The sequence below is a fragment of the Cupriavidus cauae genome (assembly GCF_008632125.1).
GTDB classification, from domain to species: domain Bacteria; phylum Pseudomonadota; class Gammaproteobacteria; order Burkholderiales; family Burkholderiaceae; genus Cupriavidus; species Cupriavidus cauae.
Genome location: NZ_VWRN01000015.1, coordinates 121,858 through 142,620, shown reverse-complemented (window position 1 = coordinate 142,620; position 20,763 = coordinate 121,858). Strand labels below are relative to the sequence as shown.

Here is a 20,763-nt window from a genome sequence, read left to right as displayed (position 1 = left end):
TGCTCCCAAATGCGAGCTCTGAAACGAGCTCCATACCGCTTGCTGCCTTTGAATCCGATCACCATGACGACTGCCACCGAACGACGCAAACAGGACATCGAGAGCATTGCGGCACTGACCGCCTTGCAGCAGGGCGTCCTGTTCCACGCACTGGAACGCGGCGACGGCGACCCCTATCACTATCAGCGCGTCTTCGACATTCGCGGCGAGCTGGCGATCGACGACTTCGTCCGCGCCTGGCAATGGACCGCCGACCGGCATCAGGCCCTGCGCAGCGACTTTATCTGGGGCGAGAGCGACGTGCCGCTGCAGATCGCGTACAAGCGGCGGCCCGTTCAACTGGAACAGGTCGATTGGCGCGGCATGCCGCCGGACGAACAGCGCCGGCAACTCGAAGCCAGGCTCAGCGCGCAGCGGCAGGACGGATTCCCCTTCCGCCGCGCCGCCGATCTTCGGCTCTGCCTGGTCCAGGTGGAGGCGCGGCGCTGGTGGCTGGCCTGGTCCTTCCATCATGTCGCGATGGACGGCTGGAGCGTTGGCATGGTGCTGAGCGATGTCCTGCAGTCGTATCTGGCGCTGCGCCGCGGCCAGCCGCTGCCCGCCACGGCGCCGCGTCCCTTCAGCGCCTATCTGCAGTGGCTGGGCCAGCGCGACAAGGCGGCGTCGGCCAGCTACTGGCAGCAGGCACTGGCGGATGTGGAAGTGCCAACGCCGTTGCCGGCCAGTGCGCCGGAGGTCGGGCGATCCGGCTATGCGGAGCAGAAGCTGTCGCTGTCGCCCACCCTCAGCGAAGCCGCGCGCACGCTGGCGCGGCAGGCAGGCGTCACCGTCAATACGCTGGTGCAAGGGCTGTGGGCCTGGACACTGGCACGGCATGGCGGCGGCGGCGACGTGGTGTTCGGCACCACGGTGTCGGGCCGCTCCGGCAATTTCCTCGGCATCGAATCGATGGTCGGCCTGTTCATCAACACGGTTCCGCTGCGTGTGCGACTGCCGAGCGACCTGCCGGTCCGGCAATGGTGGCGCGCCATCCAGCAACAGGCCGTGGAGAACCAGCAGCACGAACATATGCCGCTGCCGGACATCCAGCGGCTGGCACGCCCGGGCGAAGGCGGCGCGTTGTTCGACAGCATCGTGGTGTTCGAGAACTACCCCGTCGACGCCGCGCTGAAACAGCGGCAGGGCGAGATCGACATCCGCCTGCTGGGCGCCGCCGTCAAGGAGGCAGGCGCTGAATTTGTCATCAGCGGCCGCAATAACTATCCGCTGAGCCTGATCGCGGCGATGGACGAGCGCCTGCATCTGACGCTCGCGTACCAGCGCGACCGCTTCGCCGACCGGGACGTCACGGCGTTGCTGGGCCGGATGGAACAGGCGCTGGCACGTATGCTGGCCGACCCCGACCAACGGCTCGGGCAGATCGGCATCGCCGGGGACGGGGGCGTGCTGGTTGCCGAAACCGTCGACGGAGCGCTGCCGGATGTCCTGGCTGCCTGGCGGCGCGGCGTCGAGGCCGATCCTTCCGCGATGGCGTTGCGATATGAGGATCAGACGCTGACGCGCGAGGAGACCGATCGGATCGCCAACGGCATCGCGGCGGCGCTGGCCGAACGCGGCATTGGGCGGGAGACGCGGGTCGGACTTTGTGTCGAGCGCTCGCTGGGGTTCGTTACAGGCTTGCTTGGCATCCTGAAGGCCGGGGCAGTTTGCGTGCCGCTCGATCCGGCGCAGCCAGCCGAGCGCTTGCGCCAGCTATTGGACGACGCTGGAGCCAGTGTTGTCGTGGGCTCGGGGCCGGGCTCCGTGCCGGAGTTCGGGCCGGGGTTCGATTGCATCGATCCGGCCTCGGTGACGCCGGTCAGCGATGCGCCTTCGGTCTCTCTACTTCCCGGCCAGGCCGCTTACCTGATCTACACCTCCGGCTCCACCGGCACCCCGAAGGGTGTGGTGGTCAGCCACGATGCGCTCGCGCATTACGTCTGCGGCGTGCTGCACCGGCTGCAGTTGCCTGCCGATGCCTCGATGGCGATGGTATCCACCACCGCCGCCGACCTCGGCCATACCGTGCTGTTCGGCGCCCTCTGCAGCGGCCGCACCTTGCATCTGATTTCGCGCGAGCGGGGCTTCGATCCCGATCGTTTCGCCGAGTACATTGCCCGGCACCGCGTCGGTGTGCTCAAGATCGTCCCGAGCCATCTGCGCGGATTGCTCCAAGCGCGGCAACCCGCGGACGTCCTGCCCGAGCAGGCGCTGATTCTTGGCGGCGAAGCGACCTCGGCCGAATTGGCTCGGACGATCCGCGACCTGAAGCCGCACTGTCGGCTGTTCAATCACTACGGCCCGACCGAAACCACGGTCGGCGTGCTGACGCATGAAGCGGTGGCCCTGCCCGAACGGCAGTTGCCGACCGGCACGCCGTTGCCTGGCTCCCGCGTCTATGTGCTTGACGCCGACCTGAACCCGGTTCCCGCCGGCATCGTCGGCGAACTCTATATCGCCGGACCGCAGCTGGCGCGCGGCTACCTCGGTCGCCCAGGGCTGACCGCCGAGCGCTTCGTCCCCGATCCCTTCACCGCCGGGGCACGGATGTACCGCACCGGCGACCGCGTCAGGCAGGACGCCGATGGCCGGATCGAATACCTAGGCCGCCAGGACGAACAGGTCAAGATCCGCGGTTATCGCGTAGAACTCGGCGAAATCGCGCATCTGCTGCGATCGCAAGCCGGTGTCAAGGACGCGGCCGTGATCGTCCACGAGGACCGGCTGGTCGCCTACTGCGTGCTGAACGGCACGGATACCGTCACACTGAAAGCCCAGCTCAAGGCCCAACTACCCGACCACATGGTCCCGGCACAGCTCATCGCGCTCGACCGCCTGCCGGTCACGTCAAACGGCAAGCTGGACCGCCGCGCCCTGCCCGCTCCGGTATGGGAGACGCAAGGCTACGTCGCCCCGCGCAACGAGATCGAAACCCTGCTCGCGCAGGTCTGGCAAGAAGTCCTTGGCGTCGAGCGCGTCGGCGCCACCGACAATTTCTTCGAGCTTGGTGGCGATTCAATCCTGTCGCTGAAGCTGATCGCCCGCCTGAAGAAGGCCGGTCACAAGCTGTTGCCCAAGCAGGTGTTTGCCAACCCGGTACTGGGCGACCTTGCGCAGGCGATCGCGACGAATCAGAACGGCGCCTCGTCTTCGTCTTCGTCAGCGACGGCGGATCGCACTCCGGCCCGGGCCCATCGCAGCGCCGCGATCCCGTTGTCCTGGTCCCAGCAACGGCTATGGTTCCTGTGGCAATGGAACCGCAATAGCGCCGCGTACAACATCCCAAGAGCGGTACGCCTGCGCGGCAACCTCGATCGATCGGCGCTGCAGCGGACCTTCGATGCGCTGGTGGAGCGGCACGAAAGCCTGCGCACCACCTTCCATCAGGGGGGCGAGCAGGCGGTGCAGCGCATCCATCCGCCCGCCCCCCTGCCGATCGCCATCAGCGATCTGCGCGACACCGATCCGACGCAGCGCGACGCCACGGTCCAGTCGCTGGTCGACGCCGAGGCCCAAGCGCCGTTCGACCTCGAACAAGGACCGCTGCTGCGCGTGCGCCTGCTGCGATTGGCCGACGACGACCACATCCTGTTGGTCACCATGCACCATATCGTCTCCGACGGCTGGTCGATGAACGTGGTGATCGACGAGTTCGCGCGGCTCTATGCGGGCTTCGTCAGCGGCCAGCCGGCGCAGTTGGCGCCGCTGCCGATCCAGTACGCCGACTATGCGGCGTGGCAGAAGCAGTGGCTCGAGGCCGGCGAACTGGAGCGGCAACTGCGCTATTGGAAGTCGCATCTGGCAGACGATGGCACCGTCGTGCTGGAACTGCCGACCGACCGGCCGCGCCCGGCTGTCCCGAGTCACCGCGGCGGCGCGGTTTCGTTCTCGCTCGACACTGGCCTGTCAGCCCAGCTCAGGGCATTGGCGCGCCGTGCCGACACCACGCTCTTTACCGTGCTGCTGGCCGCCTTCCAGGTCCTGCTCTACCGCTACACCGGTCAGCGCGACCTGCGCGTCGGCGTCCCCGTGGCCAATCGCAATCGGGTCGAGACCGAAGGCGTGGTCGGCTTCTTCGTCAACACGCAGGTCTTGCGCACCGAAATCGACGGCGGCATGGCGTTTGACGCGGTACTCGCCCGCGCTCGGGAATCGGTGCTGCAAGCGCAAGCGCATCAGGAGCTCCCGTTCGAGCAACTGGTCGAGGCCCTTCAACCGGAACGCGACCCGTCACGCAACCCGCTGTTCCAGGTCATGCTGAACCACCAACGGCGCGACCGCAGCATCGCGCAACGGCTTCCGGGATTGCAGCTGGAACCGGTGGAGCGATCGGTCCGCTCGACCAAGGTGGACCTGTCCCTCGATACGCAGGAGGACCAGACCGGCGCGGTGTTCGGGGCCATGGGATATGCGTGCGATCTTTTCGACCATCGTACGGTTGAACGGATGCTGGCGCACTACCTTGGCGTCCTCGAGCAGATGGCGGCGGGGCTGGGGCTTCGTGTTGGCGAGTTCGTGTTGAATGGCGGGGACGAAGAAAGGGGCGAAGGACGGCTGATCGGTGAGGCGGGGGCCTCCAGGCCGGTCGATGTGCTGACGGCATGGCGGCGTAGCGTCGTGGAGGATGCTCCGGCTGTCGCGCTGCGATATGAGGATCAGACGCTGACTCGGGGCGAGACCGATCGAATTGCCAATGGCATCGCGGCGGCGCTGGCCGAACGCGGCATTGGACGCGAGATGCGGGTTGGGCTTTGTGTCGGACGCTCGCCAGGGTTCGTGACCGGGCTGCTTGGGATTCTGAAGGCCGGGGCGGTTTGCGTGCCGCTCGACCCGGCGCAGCCGGCCGAGCGCTTGCGCCAGCTATTGGACGACGCTGGGGCCAGTGTTGTCGTAGGCTCGGGGCCGGGCTCCGTGCCGGAGTTCGGACCGGGGTTCGGGCCGGGGTTCGATTGCATCGATCCGACGTCCGTGACGCCGGTCGACGATGCGCCGTCCGTCTCGCTGCTTCCGGGCCAAGCCGCGTACCTGATTTATACCTCTGGCTCCACCGGCACCCCGAAGGGTGTGGTGGTCAGCCACGACGCGCTCGCGCATTACGTCTGCGGCGTGCTGCACCGGCTGCAGTTGCCTGCCGATGCCTCGATGGCGATGGTATCCACCACCGCCGCCGACCTCGGCCATACCGTGCTGTTCGGCGCCCTCTGCAGCGGCCGCACCTTGCATCTGATTTCGCGCGAGCGGGGCTTCGATCCCGATCGTTTCGCCGAGTACATGGCCCGGCACCGCGTCGGCGTGCTCAAGATCGTACCCAGCCATCTGCGCGGATTGCTCCAAGCGCGGCAACCCGCGGACGTGCTGCCCGAGCAGGCGCTGATTCTTGGCGGCGAGGCTACCTCGGCCGAACTGGCTCGGACGATCCGCGGCCTGAAGCCGCACTGTCGGCTGTTCAATCACTACGGCCCGACCGAAACCACGGTCGGCGTGCTGACGCATGAAGCGGTGACCGTGCCCGAACGGCAGTTGCCGACCGGGACGCCGTTGCCGGGCTCCCGCGTCTATGTGCTTGACGCCGACCTGAACCCGGTTCCCGCCGGCATCGTCGGCGAACTCTATATCGCCGGGCCCCAACTGGCCCGCGGCTACCTTGGTCGCCCGGGACTGACCGCCGAGCGCTTCGTCCCCGATCCCTTCACCGCCGGGGCAAGGATGTACCGCACCGGCGACCGCGTCAGGCAGGATGCGGCAGGCCGAATCGAATACCTTGGCCGCCAGGACGAACAGGTCAAGATCCGCGGTTATCGCGTAGAACTCGGCGAAATCGCGCATCTGCTGCGATCGCAAGCTGGCGTCAAGGACGCCGCCGTGATCGTCCATGAGGACCGGCTGGTCGCCTACTGCGTGCTGGACGGCACGGATACCGTCACACTGAAAACCCAGCTCAAGGCCCAACTGCCCGACCACATGGTCCCGGCGCAAATCATCGCGCTGGACCGCCTGCCGGTCACGCCCAACGGCAAGCTCGATCGTCGCGCCTTGCCCGCGCCAGTATGGGAGACGCAAGGCTACATCGCCCCGCGCAACGAGATCGAGACCCTGCTGGCGCAGGTCTGGCAAGAAGTCCTTGGCGTCGACCAGGTCGGCATCCACGACAACTTCTTCGAACTCGGCGGACATTCGCTGCTGTGCCTGCAGGTGCTGACGCGCCTGCGTGCCACGACCGGCGCCGGTCTGGCCATCGAGCTGCGCCATCTGATGGAACATCAGACCATCGCCTCGCTCTGCCAGGTGCTCGGCGGCGCGGGCTCGGCGCAGCATCGGCCTGTACCCCTGAATCGGTCCGCCGCCGAGACGCCGCCGCTGTTCTGCGTGCACGCATCCTTCGGCAATGTGTTCGACTACACGCCGCTTGCGCGAGCACTTGAGGGGGCCTGCAAGGTCCATGGGCTTGCGTGCCCGCCGGTGGACACGTTCGACTCGCTCGAACATCTCGCCCATCTGCATGTGAAGGCGATCCGGGCCGTGCAGCCCACGGGTCCCTATCGGCTGCTGGGATGGTCGCTCGGTGGCGCACTGGCGGCGCGGATGGCTGCGATCCTGGAGGACGCCGGCGAGACCGTGGCCTTCCTCGGCCTGGTGGACAGCCTGGTGCCGCGCCAGGGAACGGCGCCGGTCAGGCAGCGTGGCTCGATCGACGAACTCCACGCGTATCTGTTGCAGCTGTTCCCGCAATTGGCAAACAGCGGCTTTGCGGACGAGCTGACGAGGGCACAGGCGGAGATGCAAGGTCCCGAGCTCGTCGAGCATCTGATCCGGCGCGCCTTCGCGCTGGCCGGCGGCGCGGAGCAAGCGGGCCCGGACGAACTGTCACGGATGTTCGCCACGGCCGAACGGCTGCGCGAGCTCAGTCACGACATGTCGCTGCAGGCGCTGCAGGTGGCGCCGACCTGCTGGTGGGCAGCCGACCGCGCCGAGGACGATATGGAACGGCTGGTTGCCTTGCTGGAACGGCAGCCGGCCTATTCGCAGCGCGTCGCGGCGACCCATCTGGGGATCGTGCGGGCGCCGGCCTTTATCGAGGGGCTGCGCGATCGGCTGGAGGCCGTGCCGGCGAACGGTTGACGCCACGCTCGGTGGACGAGGCGGCCGGGATCAGCGCATACCAGAGCCCTGCCGCTGTCATCGCGCCCAGGGCCAGCCACGAGACCCAATCCCATACCCCGTCCGCGAACAGCGCGGCCGCCAGGCCGACGCAGCCGGCGATGGCCAGGACGATCGGCATGCCATAGATCCACAGAAACGTCCCGGGCGTTTTCATCGGCTCGCTCCGGTTTGGCTCACCGCGGCGACCGCGGGAGCGGCGCGCTCGGCCGTGCGCTGTTCGTCTTCCATCTTGCGCAGCCGCGCATTGGTGGTACGCGTGCGGCCAACCCACAGATAGATGCCGCTGCCGAGCAGCACGATCGTGATGACATCGAGGATGGCCCACAGGATCTTCAGCGGCATCGCGCCGTAGTCGCCGAAATGCAGCGGCCCGGAGATCCGCAGCGCGGCGACGTACCAGGGCATCTCGCGCTTGGCCGCGAAGGCGCCGGTCTGCGCGTCGATCAGCACCGGCTTGATCAGCCGCGAGGTGATATGGGCGTCGCCGCGCATGAACACGGCGTAGTGATGGTTGCCGGCCAGCGGCGTGCCGGGGAAGGCGACGAAGGCGGTGGTCATGTCCGGCTCCTCGGCCTTGGCCAGCGCGATCGCGGCGTCGAGCGAGGCCAGCTTTTCCGGCGGCGCGGCCGCGGCGGGCGACGCGCCGTCCCTGGCCGCGAACGGCGCGACCATCGCCTTCAGCTCGGTGGCCTGCCAGAAGCTGTACGTCGGCTTGGCCAGCGTCAGCAGCACGCCGGTCAGCCCAACCACGAAGGCCCACGACAGCGTGGCCATGCCCAGCACGTTATGCAGGTCCAGCCATTTGAGCCGGGTCGACCGTTCGCGGCGCACCGTGCCGAAGGGCAGCTTCTTCATCAACGGGCCATAGACGACGATGCCCGAGACGATCGAGATCACGAACAACAGGCCCATGAAGCCCAGGAACAGCGTGCCTGCCAGCCCGGCGAACAGGTCCGTATGCAGCTTCACCATGATCAGCATGAAGCCGGACCGCAGCGGCGTATCGCGCAGCAGGTCGCCGGTCCGGGCGTCGTAGGTCAGCAGCGCCCCGCCCTGGCGAGGCGCTTCCCGCGAGGACAGCGAGACGAACCACACCGGCTCCTCGTCGTCGGCGGTGACGAAACGGACCGCCGTGCCCGGGCGCCGCTCCAGCGCGTCGGCGACGATGCGATCGACCGGCACCCGGCCCGCGTCGGCCGGCAGCTCCGGCGCCTCGACGCCATTGCCGAGCCAGTGGTCGATCTCATGCCCGAAGATCAGTGGCAGGCCGGTCAGGCACAGCAACAGCAGGAAGACGGTGCAGATCAGGCTGGTCCATTTGTGGATCAGGTACCAGATGCGGAACGTTCGGATATGCATGGTGGCTGGCGCCCGGCGGCGGTCGATCTCTATTTGCGAATGATTCGCATTCTATATGGGTCTGGCGGCCCCCGGATAGCCTACGGGCGCAGGCGCCGGCACAGCGTGCCCCACGCGCTAAATTTCCCGCCTCGCCCACCGTCTCTCCAGCACCGGTCGAACGCCTTTGCCGGCCATCACCATGGAGAACATCATGCCGATCGAACAGTCGGGCAGCGCGGCCGCCGCCTTCCAGGGGTTTCGCTCCTTCGAGGCGCGCGGCGACGCCCTGGAATCGTCGTGGGAAGCCGGGCGGCTCGAGGTACGTGACGCCCGCCGCAACGAACCGCTCGCGAGCTTCGCCGTTGCCCCGGGACCGCGCCCGGTACTGCGCCTCGCGGAGTCCTTTGCCGATACCGACGCGTCCGCCGATGCCGCGATCGCGGCGCTCGAGGCGATCACGACGCAGTGGGCGGTCACCGAAGTGGATGTCGACATCGAACACCAGCCGACGCGGGCGTTGCTGCATCGGCGCGGTGTCGTGCGTCCGCACGCCGACGGCGACCGCTGCGAGGCCGCGATGCTGTGGCAATACGCGCCGCTATGGCTGGGCAGCCGCGCCGAGGCGCCCTATCCGCTGCGCTATGCGATGACCGGTGAGAAGCGCCATCCGGTGCGGCCGCCGAAGCCCGCGGGCACGGTCTACGCCCGCTATATCCCCTGGCTGCGCCGGACCTTTACGCTGCACGCCGCCACGGTCGAGCACGACCTTGCCAGCCTGCATCGCTGGATGAACGATCCGGATGTCGCGCACTTCTGGCAGGAGGAAGGCGACGAGGAAAAGCATCGGTGCTATCTGCAAGGGCTGATCGACGATCCGCACATGCTGCCGCTGATCGCGTCGATCGATGGCACGCCGTTCGGCTACTTCGAGGTCTATTGGGCCAAGGAAAACCGCATCGCGCCGTTCTATGACGCCAACGACTTCGATCGCGGCTGGCATGTGCTGATCGGCGAGCCGGCGTTTCGGGGCAAGGCCTTCCTGACCGCATGGTTCCCGGCCATCCAGCATTTCCAGTTCCTGGACGATCCGCGCACGCAGCGCATCGTCGGCGAGCCCCGCTCCGACCACCATCGCCAGATCGCCAACCTGGATCGGGCCGGCTTCTCGAAGGTCAAGCTGTTCGACTTCCCGCACAAGCAGGCGATGCTTGTGATGCTGCTGCGCGAGCGCTTCTTCGGCGAGCATCTGTACCTGCCCGCGGACCGGGACGGACTGGGAACCGCACCGTCACCGGCCCAAGCGTCCTGAGCGTCCTGAACGACTGACGGCCGGAACGCGCCGGCCGCCTTGCCGAGATCGGCAGGAAAGGGCCGGCGCAAACCGGCAGACACCACACGGCCGGCTATGCCGTGCCAACCAGCGGCCGCACGTCGGCGGCGTCCCGCGCGACGCGCACGGCATCACGATCCGCCTGCATCTCGTTCTCCAGCACCGCCTCGGCGATTTCGTGCGAGCGCACGGCCAGCACCGACAGCAAGGTATCGCTGAGGCCGTGGCTGTCCTCGCAGCAACCCTGCAGAAAAATCTGCGGCAGGCAACGCGTCGACGTTTGCAGCCGATAGTGGCGGTCGACGCGAAAGCCCTCGCCGATCAGCGAGGCCAGCGGCGCAAGCATGCGCTGGTGGGCCTGGCGCCGATAGCCGGTGGCCAGCACCACCAGATCGAACTGCTGGCGCTGCACGGCGCCATTGGCACGGTCGCGCAGCACGCAGGCAATGCCGTCCGGCTGCGGCGCGGCCGCCTCGATGTCCTTGCCCGGCATCAGCTGGTGCTGCGGATTGTCGACCACCTTCTGCTGATAGAGCAGCTGATAGATGCGCTCGATCAGGTCGAGGTCGACCACCGAGTAGTTGGTATTGCGATATTCCTGCAGCATCTGCTGCCGGCGCTCGCCGGGTTGCCGATAGATGAAGTCGGTGAAGCCGGGGCTGAAGATCTCGTTGACGAACGGGCTGTCGTCCGACGGCTTGAGCGCGCCGCCGCGCAACACCATCGCGACCTCCGAGGCCGGGAAGCGCTTGACCAGGTCCATGAAGACCTCGGCCGCGCTCTGGCCGCCACCGACCACCGCGATCCGCCGCGGCGCATTGTCGTCGCGATACTGGGCGATCCGGTCCAGATAGCCGGAGGAATGCACCACGCGCGCATCGCGCCAGCCACGGAAGGCCGCGGGCACCTGCGGCTCGCCGCCGACGCCCAGCACCAGATTGCGCGTCAGGCGCTCATGAATGCGCCCGTCCGCATCCCTCGAGCGGACGCGCAGGCGCTGCACCACGCCGTCCGCCGGCTCCGGCAGCACGTCGATCACCTCCTCCCCATAGTGGCAGCGCTCGCCGAAGTGCGACGCGACCCACGCCAGATAGTCGTTGAACTCGATCCGGCTCGGGAAGAACGTCTTCAGGTTGATGAACGCTTCGAGCCGACCGCGGCTGTGCAGATAGTTGATGAAGGTATAAGGGCTGCGCGGATTGCGCAGCGTCGCCAGATCCTTCAGGAAGGAAATCTGCATGTCGGTGTCGTCCAGCAGCATGCCGCCATGCCAGACGAAATCGGGCTTGCGCTCGATGAAGGCATAGCGCGGCGGCCGCGCGGTGCGGGCCGCCGCCGCGGCACCGGCGCGCTCTTCCATCGCAATGGCCAGCGCCAGATTCGATGGCCCGAAGCCGATGCCGAGTAGGTCGTATTCCAAAGCACTGCTTGTCATCTGATGCCCCTTGCGGTGGGAGTTCGGCGACCGACGCAGCGGCCGACCCCGCGTCTCGTGCGGGGATATCCGATGTGACGATCCGGGGCGGGCGATATTTAGATTTTGGATTCAATCCGGCGATCGCCGACGCGAGCCCGCCGGGTCCCTCTCGACTAAATTCGCGCCGTCGCGGTCCGTCTAGTTGTCACGGGCGTTCGCTTGGGCGCCGCCACTGCCACGCATCCAGTCAGACGAGGGACACACCATGAGCTTCGACAGCGACACCCTGCTCTTCCAGGTCGTCATCAATCCGGAAGAGCAGTATTCGATCTGGCCCGATTACCGTCCGATCCCGGCGGGCTGGCGCGCCGTCGGCTTCAGCGGCCAGCGGCAGCAATGCCTGGAGTACATCGAGACACACTGGACCGATATGCGGCCCGCGAGCCTGCGTGCCGCGATGCAAGCGCAGGGCGAGCCCGCGGCGCGATGACCGCCACCGGCCCGGTCACGCTGTGGTGCCTGCCCAATGCGGGCGCGGGCGCCGCGGCCTATGCCGGATGGCGCCGCGCGGCGCCGGCCGGGCTGACGATCCGGCCGGTCGAACTGCCCGGCCGCGGCACCCGGATTGGGCAGCCGCTGTGCGAATCGTTCGATACGCTGTGCGACCAGCTGGCGCTCGAGTTGCGCCAGCAGCGGCTGCTGGCCGAATCGCCGCGCAGCCGCCATGCGCTGTTCGGCCACAGCATGGGGGCGCTGATCGCCTACGAGCTGGCGCACCGCTGGCAGGGCGAGGGCGAGCCCGCTTGCGCATTGGTGGTCTCCGGTTGTCCGGCCCCGCGCCTGCGCGACCCTGACCGCTTCGCCGGACCGCTGGACGACGCCGCGCTGATGGACCGTCTGCGCGCGCTCGACGGCACGCCGCCGGAATTGCTGGAACACGAGGAAATGATGGCGCTGACGTTGCCGGTGCTGCGTGCCGACTTCCGTGTCTGCGCGAGTTATCGGCATCGCGAGCGGGCGTTGCTGCGCTGTCCGCTGCATGCCTTCGGCGGGCGCAGCGACCGCACCGTCGGCGGTACGATCGCCGGCTGGGGCCACGAAACGGAGGGCGCCTTCACGCTGGACTGGTACGACGGCGGGCACTTCTTCCTGCGCGACCACGCCGCATCGATGCTCGCGCGGATCGGCACGCAGCTTGGCGTTTCGACTGCGGCCGCGGCGGGGAGCGCAGCCGTGGAGGTCAGCGCATGCTAGCGCCGCTGCGATCGATGGAGCCGACGCCCGTGCCGCTGCCCGCGCCGCTCGAGTCCTACGACGTGCGCGTCTGGCGGATCGATATCGACGTCAGGGCCGAGCCCGCACCCGGTGACCTGGCAGTCCTGTCGCCGCAGGAAGCGGCGCGGCTGCTCGGCTATCGTCGCGGTGCCGATCGGGCCCGCTTTGCCGCGGTACGCGCCGCGTTGCGCCGTCTGCTTGGCGCGATTGTCGAACTTGCGCCGCAGGCGGTCCCGCTGGAGGCCGATCCGCTGGGCAAACCGATCTTGCCGCCGGGGATCGACGGCGCGCCGCGCTTCAATGTCTCGCACAGCGGCGGCATCGGACTGATCGCCATCGCGACGGATCCCGCGATCGCAGCGGTCGGCGTCGACATCGAGCAATGCCGCCCGGTGGAGCCGCTGACGTTGGCCGCATCGGCGTTCTCGGCGGACGAGCAGGCCATGCTGTGCGGCTGCCATCCCGCCTTGCGGCTGGATCGCTTCTATGCGCTGTGGACCGCGCGCGAAGCCCTGACCAAGGCGGCCGGCACCGGCATCGCCGATCCCCGTTGGCAGCAGGTCGCGCTGCAGGGGTCGGGCGACGGCCGCTGGCGGCCGCACGGTCCGGGGGCGGCGCTACCGACCGCCGCGGGGGCGTGGCATCCGGCGCAGGCCTGCGAGGTTGCTTCGCTGCCGTGCCAAGCGAACGCCGACGATGCGCCATATCGCGCCGCCTTGGCGCTGCTCACCGGGGCTCCTGATACTTCCCTCTGCCCCGCCCTCCCGCAAGCGGGAGAGGGGAGAAACACCGTTTCCGCCCTTCGCGCCGAAGCGCTTCCCGCCCAAGCCCTTTCCGCCGAAGGCATTTCCGCCGAAGCCCTTCCCGCCGAAGGCATTTCCGCCCAAGCTCTCCCGATGAGGACCGCATGACCGATCTGTCCACGCCTACCGTCGAGTCGCTGACCGCCGCGTCGTTGCCGCGCGCGGCGGAGCTGCCTTTCACCATCGAGGCCGCCAGTGCGGGCGAGCCGCTGATCGAAGCGCTGCCACGGCTGCGCGCCCAGATCGAGGAACACCTGCGCACCACCGGCGGCGTGCTGTTCCGCTCGTTCGCCGTCGACGGCGCCGAGGACTTTCGCGCCTTCGCCGCCGCCTTCGGCCATCCGCTGCTCAGCTATGAGTTCGGCTCCACGCCGCGCAGCAAGGTGACCGGCGGCGTCTATACCTCGACCGAATACCCCGCGCACCAGTCGATCCCGCTGCACAACGAGCAGGCCTATACGCGCGAATGGCCGATGAAGATCTGGTTCTATTGCGAGCGCGCGGCGCCACAGGGCGGCGAAACGCCGATCGCCGACAGCCGCGCGATCTACCGTGCGGTCGATGCCGGCACACGGGAGCGCTTTGCCACGCGCGGGCTTTGCTATGTGCGCAACTTCGGCAATGGCATGGATGTGCCGTGGCAGCAGGTGTTCAACACCGAGGACCGCGCCCAGGTCGAGGCCTACTGCGCGCGGCATGGCATCGTCTGCGAATGGAAGGACGACGGCGAACTGCGCACGCGCCAGCGGGTGCAGGGCATCGCCCATCATCCGCATACCGGCGATCCGGTGTGGTTCAACCAGGCGCACCTGTTCCATCTGTCGGCGCTGGCGCCCGAGATGCGCGAGGTGCTGCTCGATACGGTCGGCGAAGAGGACCTGCCGCGCAATGTCTATTACGGCGACGGCGCGCCGATTCCGGACGCCGAACTGGACGCCGTCCGCGCGGTGCTCGACGCGCACAAGATCGTGTTCCCGTGGCGTCAGGGCGATGTGCTGATGCTGGACAATATGCTGACCGCGCATGCGCGCGAGCCGTTCAGCGGACCGCGCAAGGTCGTGGTGGCGATGGCCGAGCCGCACGGCGTGCCGGCCTAGGCCGACCGAGATCGCACGGCGGAGTTGGTCCTTCCGCCGATGCGGAATGCAGGATCATACGGGCCGCCGCTTCCCCGTTTCGCGGGGACGACGGCATTGCGGCCCCGTATGGCGGCCCCGTATGGCGGCCACAATGCCTGGACTGATGGGCCTACTTCAGGTCGCCAAACTTGCGACCCTGCGCCACCAGGTCTTCGAGCAGCCCGGCCGGCTTGAAGTCGGCACCGAAGCTTTCCTCGTAGCGCCGCAGCGTCTCCAGCACCTTGTCGAGGCCGATCGTGTCCGCATAGAACATCGGGCCGCCGCGGTAGACCGGCCAGCCATAGCCGTTGACCCAGATCACATCGATATCCGACGCGCGGATCGCCTTGCCTTCTTCCAGGATCTTGGCGCCCTCGTTGATCATCGGATAGATGCAGCGCTCCAGGATCTCCTGCTCGGAGACGACGCGGCTGGTGCGGCCCTGCTTCGCCGCGAAATCGCGGATCACCTGCTCGACCACCGGCGACGGCCTGGCGTTGCGCTTCTCGTCGTAGTCGTAGTACCCCGCCCCGGTCTTCTGCCCGCGCCGATCCATTTCGCAGAGGATTTCGCGCAGCGTCGAGCTGCTCGACTTCTCCCGGACCCAGCCAAGGTCGAGGCCGGCGAGGTCACTCATCGCGAACGGTCCCATCGGGAAGCCGAAGTCGTACAGCACGCGGTCGACATCCCACGGCAGCGCGCCTTCCAGCACCAGCTTCTGTGCCTCGCGCTGGCGCTGCGCCAGCATCCGGTTGCCGACGAAGCCCGGGCAGACGCCCACCAGCGCGGCGATCTTGCCGATCTTGCGGGCCAGTTCCATCGACGTGCGGATCACCGGCTTGGCGGTCTTCGCGCCGCGCACGACCTCCAGCAGCTTCATCACATTGGCCGGCGAGAAGAAATGCAGGCCGATCACCGCCTCAGGCCGCGACGTGGCGGCGGCGATCTCGTCGACGTCCAGCGCCGAAGTATTGGTCGCCAGGATCGCGCCCGGCTTGGCGATGCGGTCGAGCCGGCCGAACACGTCCTTCTTGACGTCCATGTTCTCGAACACGGCCTCGATCACCAGATCGGCGTCGGCCAGCCGCTCCATCTGCAGCGTCGGCGTCAGCAGCGCCATGCGGCGCTCGATGTCGGCGGCCGTGATGCGGCCCTTCTTCGCCGTGTTCTCGTAGTTGGCGCGGATGGTCCGCACCCCACGGTCCAGCGCCTGCTGCGAGGTCTCGACGATGGTGACCGGATAGCCGGCATTGAGAAAGTTCATCGCAATGCCGCCGCCCATGGTGCCGGCCCCGATGATGCCCACCTGCTTGACCGGCAGCAGCGGCGTATCGGCGCCGATATCGGGCAACTGCCAGACCTGGCGCGAGGCGAAGAAGTAGTAGCGCTGCGCCGCCGACTGGTTGCCGTTCAGCAGCTCGACGAACATCGCACGCTCGCGCTTGAGCCCTTCGTCGAACGGCAGTTCGACCGCCGCCTCGATGCAGCGGATGTTGTATTCCGGCGCATCGAAGCCGCGAAAGCGCCGGGCGTTGGCCCGGCGGAACTCGGCGAAGATCTCCGGCTTCCCGCGCGCGGCGGCGATCTTGTCGTCGAGATCGCGGACCTTGCGCAGCGGCCGCGCCTCGGCCACGACCTGGCGGGCGAAGGCGATCGCATCGGCGCGCAGGCTGGCGTCGTCGGTCAGCAGATCGACCAGGCCCATCTCGGCCGCGGCCGGCGCCGGCACGTGGGTGCCCGAGGTGACCATTTCCAGCGCCTTCTCGACGCCGACGATGCGCGGCAGCCGCTGGGTGCCGCCCGCGCCGGGCAGCAGGCCCAGATTGACCTCGGGCAGGCCGCATTTGGCGGAACGCGCCGCCACGCGATAGTGGCAGACCAGCGCGACTTCGAGTCCGCCGCCGAGTGCGGTACCGTGGATGGCGGCAATCACCGGCTTGGGCGCGTCCTCGATGGCGGCCTGCACCTCGGGCAACGACGGGCCGGTCGGGGGCTTGCCGAACTCGGTGATATCGGCGCCCGCGATAAAGGTCTTGCCGGCGCAGATCAGCACGATGGCCTTCACCGCGTCGTCGGCGACGGCTTGCCGGACGCCCGCCAGGATGCCCGCGCGAACATTGGCCGACAGCGCGTTGACCGGCGGCGAGTCGATCGTCAGCACGGCGACGCCGGCGTCCACGGTGAGGTCGGTGACCGGGTTGATGGTCGTCATCGAGATGTCTCCATTGGAATTGGGAATTGAAATCAGAACTGGATCCGCACTCAGGATCGGGCTCGGGGTCCGAATCGGGATCGGGATCGGGCAAGGATCAACACCACGCAGCCCGCCCCCACCTCAGCTCGCACGATCGCTGACATCCCGCGCGATGGCCAGAAAGCGATCCAGCTCGTCGCGGATGCGCTTCTTGTTGTACTTGCCGACGCTGGTCTTCGGGATGTCGCGCGTGATCGCCACCAGCTTGGGCAGCATCCATTTGGTGATGCGGCCGGTGTCGACGCCATGGGTCTTCAGGAAATCGATGACCGCGTATTCGTCGGCCTCGAAGCCGGTGCGCACGCTGACCAGCGCCATCGGCCGTTCGCCCCAGACCGGATCGGGCACGCCGACCACGGTCGCCTCCTGCACGAAGTCGGCCATCGCGATCAGGTTTTCCAGCAGCACGGTCGGCACCATCTCGGCGCCGCTGCGGATCACGTCCTTGATGCGGTCCGCGATCGTGATGTAGCCGTGCGCATCGACCTTGGCAAGGTCGCCGGTATGCAGCCAGCCGCCGCGCCACAGCTCGGCGCTCTTCTCGGGATCGCGGAAATAGCGTTCGGTGGTCCACGGCGCGCGCACGACGATCTCGCCGACGGTCTGGTCGTCCTTCGGCACCGGCTTGCCGTCATCGTCCACCACCTCGACGTCGACGCCGAGGATCGGCAGGCCCGCCTTGACCAGCAGCGCATCGGTCTGCTCGCGGTCCAGGTCGACCAGGTCCTTCTTGATGAAGGAGGTGACGATGGTCGGGGCGGTCTCCGTCATGCCGTACCCGGAGCTCATCCGGAACGACGGAATCAGCGCTTCGAGCTTCTTCTTCAGGCCCAGCGGCAGCGCACCGCCGCCGACGTTGACGCGCACCAGGCTGCTCAGGTCGTATTTGTGCAGATCCGGGTATTCGAGCAGCATCGCCGCGATGGTGGCGACGATGCCGACCGAGGTCACCTTCTCGCGCTCGACCAGCTCGCAGAACCCCTGCACGGTGAAGGTGCCGTGCAGCACGATCTTCTGCGCGCTGTAGACCGCGATGAAGGGCGCGCCCCAGGCGTGGATATGGAACATCGGCGTGTTCAGCAGCGGCACCGCCGATTCGCCGAGCCGCACGCCCAGGCCGTCCTCGATGTCGATCGACGGCGTGTTGGCGATCGCCATCTGCGCCATCACGTGCACCGTCATCAGATACAGCTGGCGATGCGTGAAGGTCGCGCCCTTGGGCTGTCCGGTGGTGCCGGTGGTGTAGCACAGCGTCGCGTTGACGTCCTCGTGCAGGGCCGGCCAGTCGAACTGCTCTGGCTGCCGCGCCAGCAGATCCTCGTAGTGGATCAGGTTGGCGATGCGCGTTTCGGGCAGCCCGGGCTTGTCCGACAGATAGACGAAGCGCTGCACCACGTCCTTGATATGGTCGTAGATGCCCTCGACCAGCGGCAGCAGCGCGTCGTCGAAGAACAGCACGCGGTCCTGCGCATGGCGGATGGTGTAGACGATGTGCTCGGGGGACAGCCGGACGTTGACCGGATGCAGCGTCGCGCCGACGCCGGGCACGCCGAAGTACAGCTCCAGGTGGCGGTGCGTGTTCAGCGCCATGGTGGCTATGCGGTCGCCCGGTTCGCGCGGAGTACCCGCCACGACGTCGAGTTCGGACGACAGCGCGTTGGCCAGCCGGCAGACGCGCCGATACCACTGGTCCCAGGTAAAGCGGAAGTACTCGCCGCTGAGGTGATTGCGGTAGACGACGCCGATCTGATCGGGATACATCCGCACCGGCCGCCGCATGATGGTGGTCAGCAGCAGCGGATAGTGGGTGCTGAACTCGGGATAGGTTCTGGCTTCCATCTCGTCTCCTGGTGTTTGTCTTTTGCCCTCTGCCCCAGCCCTTTCCCGCAGGCGGGAGAAGCAAGCAGACCGTGGGCAAAGCGTCGTCGTCCGGGCATCGGCGTACCCAAGCGTCAGAGCGTCAGCACGTCACGACGTCATGGGATCGCCCTGGTTCGGCGGCAACGGGCCGGGCCGTCGTCGGGGGTCCTTCATCGCCAGCGCCATCGCGAACGCCAGGCACTTGACCGCGATGGCCAGCGCGAACACCAGCCAGAAGCGCACGCCCTGCGCCAGCATGCCGCCCAGCACCGGGCCGATCGCCATCATCGCGTAGGTGCCGGTGCCCGCGACGGCCAGCAGCATCGGCCGGTCCTTGCGTGCGCCGAATTCCATCACCAGGTTGTCGGCCGAGATGAAGAACCCGCCGAAGCCCGCGCCCAGCCCACAGAAGGCGAGCACGAACCAGCCCAGCGAGCCGCAGCACAGCAGCAGCGCGGTGGCGGCGATCCATAGCGCGATGCTGGCGAGAAATACCAGCCGATAGCCGCAGCGGTCGGCCAGCCGGCCCCACAGCAGATTGCTCGCGGTCTGCGCCAGCAGATAGGCCAGGCTCAGATAGCCCAGCGTCGCGCCGGACAGGTCGATATGCTGGCCGGCGTAGATCGCATAGAACGGCATCGCCATCATGCCCAGCGCCACCAGCGCGCGGGCGACGAAGAAGCGCACGAAGTCGGGCTGCGCCCGCAGCAAGGCCGGCACCTCGCGGATGCGGCGCCGAAAGCCGACCGGCAGGCGCACGTCCTGCAAGGCGGGCTCGCGCATGCCGGCCAGGGCGGAGATGCCGAGGCTGGTCAGCACGAAGGCGGCCAGGAAGGTCGCCGCATAGCCGTTGCCGAGCACGTCGTTGCCGACCAGATAGCGCCCGCCGAGCCAGGCCACCGCCGCCGCGGTCAGGCCGCCGAAGAAGTTGCGCAGCGCGCTGAGTCCGCCACGCCGATGCAGCGGAATGATCTTCGAGGTCAGGTATTGGAAGGCGACGTTCTGCACGCCGTTCAGCAGCCCGAACAGCAGCAGGAAGACGGCCGCCGCCGTCAGCGCCGCCGTGCCAGACAGCCACAGCGCCGACAGCGCCAGCCCCAGCACCTGCAGCCGTACCAGCCAGCCGACGCGGTACAGCATCGGCATCACCTGTTGCCGATGCTCGATCAGCGTCGCGCCCCACAGCGACGACGCGGCCATGCCGGCGTACTGCGCCGACAGCACCAGGCCGACGGTCAGCTTCGAGCCGGACAGCAGGTAGAGATAGGCCGGCACGAAGGTCGGCGCGGTGACCAGCCGGAAGCCGGTCATGCCCAGCATGCCGTGGGCCAGGAAGGCCAGCGCATTGCGGCGGAAATGCCGCGACACATGGTCCAGATAGCCGCGCTCGGCATCGTCGTCCGCGTCGGCGGACTCGCGCGCGGACGACAGGGCCGGGCTCATGCCGACTCCCGCTCCGGGCGGATGCCGGCGCCCGCAGCCGCCGCGTATTGCTGCAACGCCTGGTCCAGCGCGACCGGCTCCAGCGACAGCAGCTCCATCACCGCGGCGAGCCACGGCGGGCGCTCGCAGCAGCAGACGGAGATGGGCGTATCGAGGTCGGAATGCTGCGACGCCAGCATCGCGAAGCTCGACGCATAGCTGGGCGGGCGGACGTCATTGGCCAGCTCCGCAATCGCAAACGGATCGGGCGGCGCCAACTGGTTCAGATCCGGCACCGGAATATAGGGGCTGCGCGCCGCGCCGCCGCCGCCGGACAGCCCGGGTCCGTCGCGCACGATGGCGCCGCGCACCTCGCCCGGACGCGCCCCGGCCAGCAGCAGCGCGACATAGCCGCCGATGCCGCGTCCGGCGACCGTGCAGGGGCCCAGATGCGCCAGCGCGATGTCGGCATCGGCCATCAGGAATTCACAGCTGTAGCCGCCGCCGCGCGGCAGGTCCGATTCACCATGGCCGGTGAAGTCGAGCGCATGGATCGGACCGGGCCAGCTCGCGTATTCGGCCGGCAGGGTAGCCGGCGAACGTTCGCCCAGCCCATGCAGCAACAGCAGCGGATGACCGCCGCCATCCTTGAGCCGATGCAGCGCGAGCCGCAGACGATGGTGGCGCAGGTAGTGGGGCGGGGACTGGCGCGGGGACTGGCGCGGAGATGGAATCGAGGACAT

At 68.0% G+C, this 20,763-nt stretch carries 13 protein-coding genes; 6 read left to right on the top strand and 7 right to left on the bottom strand.

From position 1 onward, the window contains the following. Positions 1-63: 63 nt before the first annotated feature. Positions 64-7,158, top strand: a complete 7,095-nt coding sequence (locus F1599_RS04090) for a non-ribosomal peptide synthetase (RefSeq protein WP_190286298.1) — start codon at positions 64-66, stop codon at positions 7,156-7,158. Here the strand turns inward: F1599_RS04090 and F1599_RS04085 are convergent. Then, on the bottom strand, positions 7,109-7,354 hold the full coding sequence (locus F1599_RS04085) for a hypothetical protein (protein ID WP_149319600.1): 246 nt from the start codon (positions 7,352-7,354) through the stop codon (positions 7,109-7,111). The genes F1599_RS04090 and F1599_RS04085 overlap by 50 nt on opposite strands. Next, on the bottom strand, positions 7,351-8,559 hold the full coding sequence (locus tag F1599_RS04080; protein ID WP_150082265.1) for a PepSY-associated TM helix domain-containing protein: 1,209 nt from the start codon (positions 8,557-8,559) through the stop codon (positions 7,351-7,353). Before F1599_RS04080 ends, F1599_RS04085 begins: the two co-directional genes overlap by 4 nt. A 193-nt stretch (positions 8,560-8,752) precedes the next feature. On the opposite strand from F1599_RS04080, the gene F1599_RS04075 reads away from it, so the two are divergent. Further along, a complete protein-coding gene (locus tag F1599_RS04075) occupies positions 8,753-9,850 on the top strand; it encodes a GNAT family N-acetyltransferase (protein WP_150082264.1) in 1,098 nt (365 codons plus the stop codon). A 94-nt stretch (positions 9,851-9,944) separates the two neighbouring features. Here the strand turns inward: F1599_RS04075 and F1599_RS04070 are convergent, their stop codons facing one another. Then, a complete protein-coding gene (locus tag F1599_RS04070) occupies positions 9,945-11,306 on the bottom strand; it encodes a lysine N(6)-hydroxylase/L-ornithine N(5)-oxygenase family protein (protein ID WP_150082263.1) in 1,362 nt (453 codons plus the stop codon). Between the two features lie 247 nt (positions 11,307-11,553). Here F1599_RS04070 and F1599_RS04065 point away from each other — a divergent pair, with 247 nt between their 5' ends. The 4 genes from F1599_RS04065 to F1599_RS04050 are packed head-to-tail and all read left to right on the top strand — an operon-like array spanning position 11,554 to position 14,463. After that, positions 11,554-11,778 carry an MbtH family protein gene (locus tag F1599_RS04065; RefSeq protein ID WP_149319596.1) on the top strand — a complete coding sequence of 75 codons (225 nt, stop codon included), beginning with the start codon at positions 11,554-11,556 and terminating at the stop codon, positions 11,776-11,778. Beyond that, positions 11,775-12,542, top strand: a complete 768-nt coding sequence (locus F1599_RS04060) for a thioesterase II family protein (RefSeq protein WP_190286297.1) — start codon at positions 11,775-11,777, stop codon at positions 12,540-12,542. The genes F1599_RS04065 and F1599_RS04060 overlap by 4 nt, the downstream gene beginning before the upstream one ends. Continuing rightward, complete coding sequence (locus F1599_RS04055) at positions 12,536-13,474, top strand: 4'-phosphopantetheinyl transferase family protein (RefSeq protein WP_150082261.1); 939 nt, start codon at positions 12,536-12,538, stop codon at positions 13,472-13,474. Before F1599_RS04060 ends, F1599_RS04055 begins: the two co-directional genes overlap by 7 nt. Further along, positions 13,471-14,463, top strand: a complete 993-nt coding sequence (locus F1599_RS04050; RefSeq protein WP_190286296.1) for a TauD/TfdA family dioxygenase — start codon at positions 13,471-13,473, stop codon at positions 14,461-14,463. Before F1599_RS04055 ends, F1599_RS04050 begins: the two co-directional genes overlap by 4 nt. A 151-nt stretch (positions 14,464-14,614) precedes the next feature. Here F1599_RS04050 and F1599_RS04045 read toward each other — a convergent pair whose 3' ends face one another. The 4 genes from F1599_RS04045 to F1599_RS04030 form a co-directional block, all read right to left on the bottom strand. Further along, positions 14,615-16,696 (bottom strand): 3-hydroxyacyl-CoA dehydrogenase NAD-binding domain-containing protein, encoded by a 2,082-nt coding sequence (locus F1599_RS04045; RefSeq protein ID WP_150082260.1) that lies wholly within the window; start codon positions 16,694-16,696, stop codon positions 14,615-14,617. A gap of 123 nt (positions 16,697-16,819) precedes the next feature. Beyond that, complete coding sequence (locus F1599_RS04040) at positions 16,820-18,577, bottom strand: long-chain-fatty-acid--CoA ligase (protein WP_150082259.1); 1,758 nt, start codon at positions 18,575-18,577, stop codon at positions 16,820-16,822. A 129-nt stretch (positions 18,578-18,706) separates the two neighbouring features. Continuing rightward, positions 18,707-20,041, bottom strand: coding sequence for an MFS transporter (locus F1599_RS04035; protein ID WP_150082258.1), 1,335 nt, complete (start codon positions 20,039-20,041; stop codon positions 18,707-18,709). Next, positions 20,038-20,763: an alpha/beta fold hydrolase gene (locus tag F1599_RS04030; RefSeq protein ID WP_149319590.1), complete on the bottom strand. Its 726-nt coding sequence runs from the start codon at positions 20,761-20,763 to the stop codon at positions 20,038-20,040. Before F1599_RS04030 ends, F1599_RS04035 begins: the two co-directional genes overlap by 4 nt.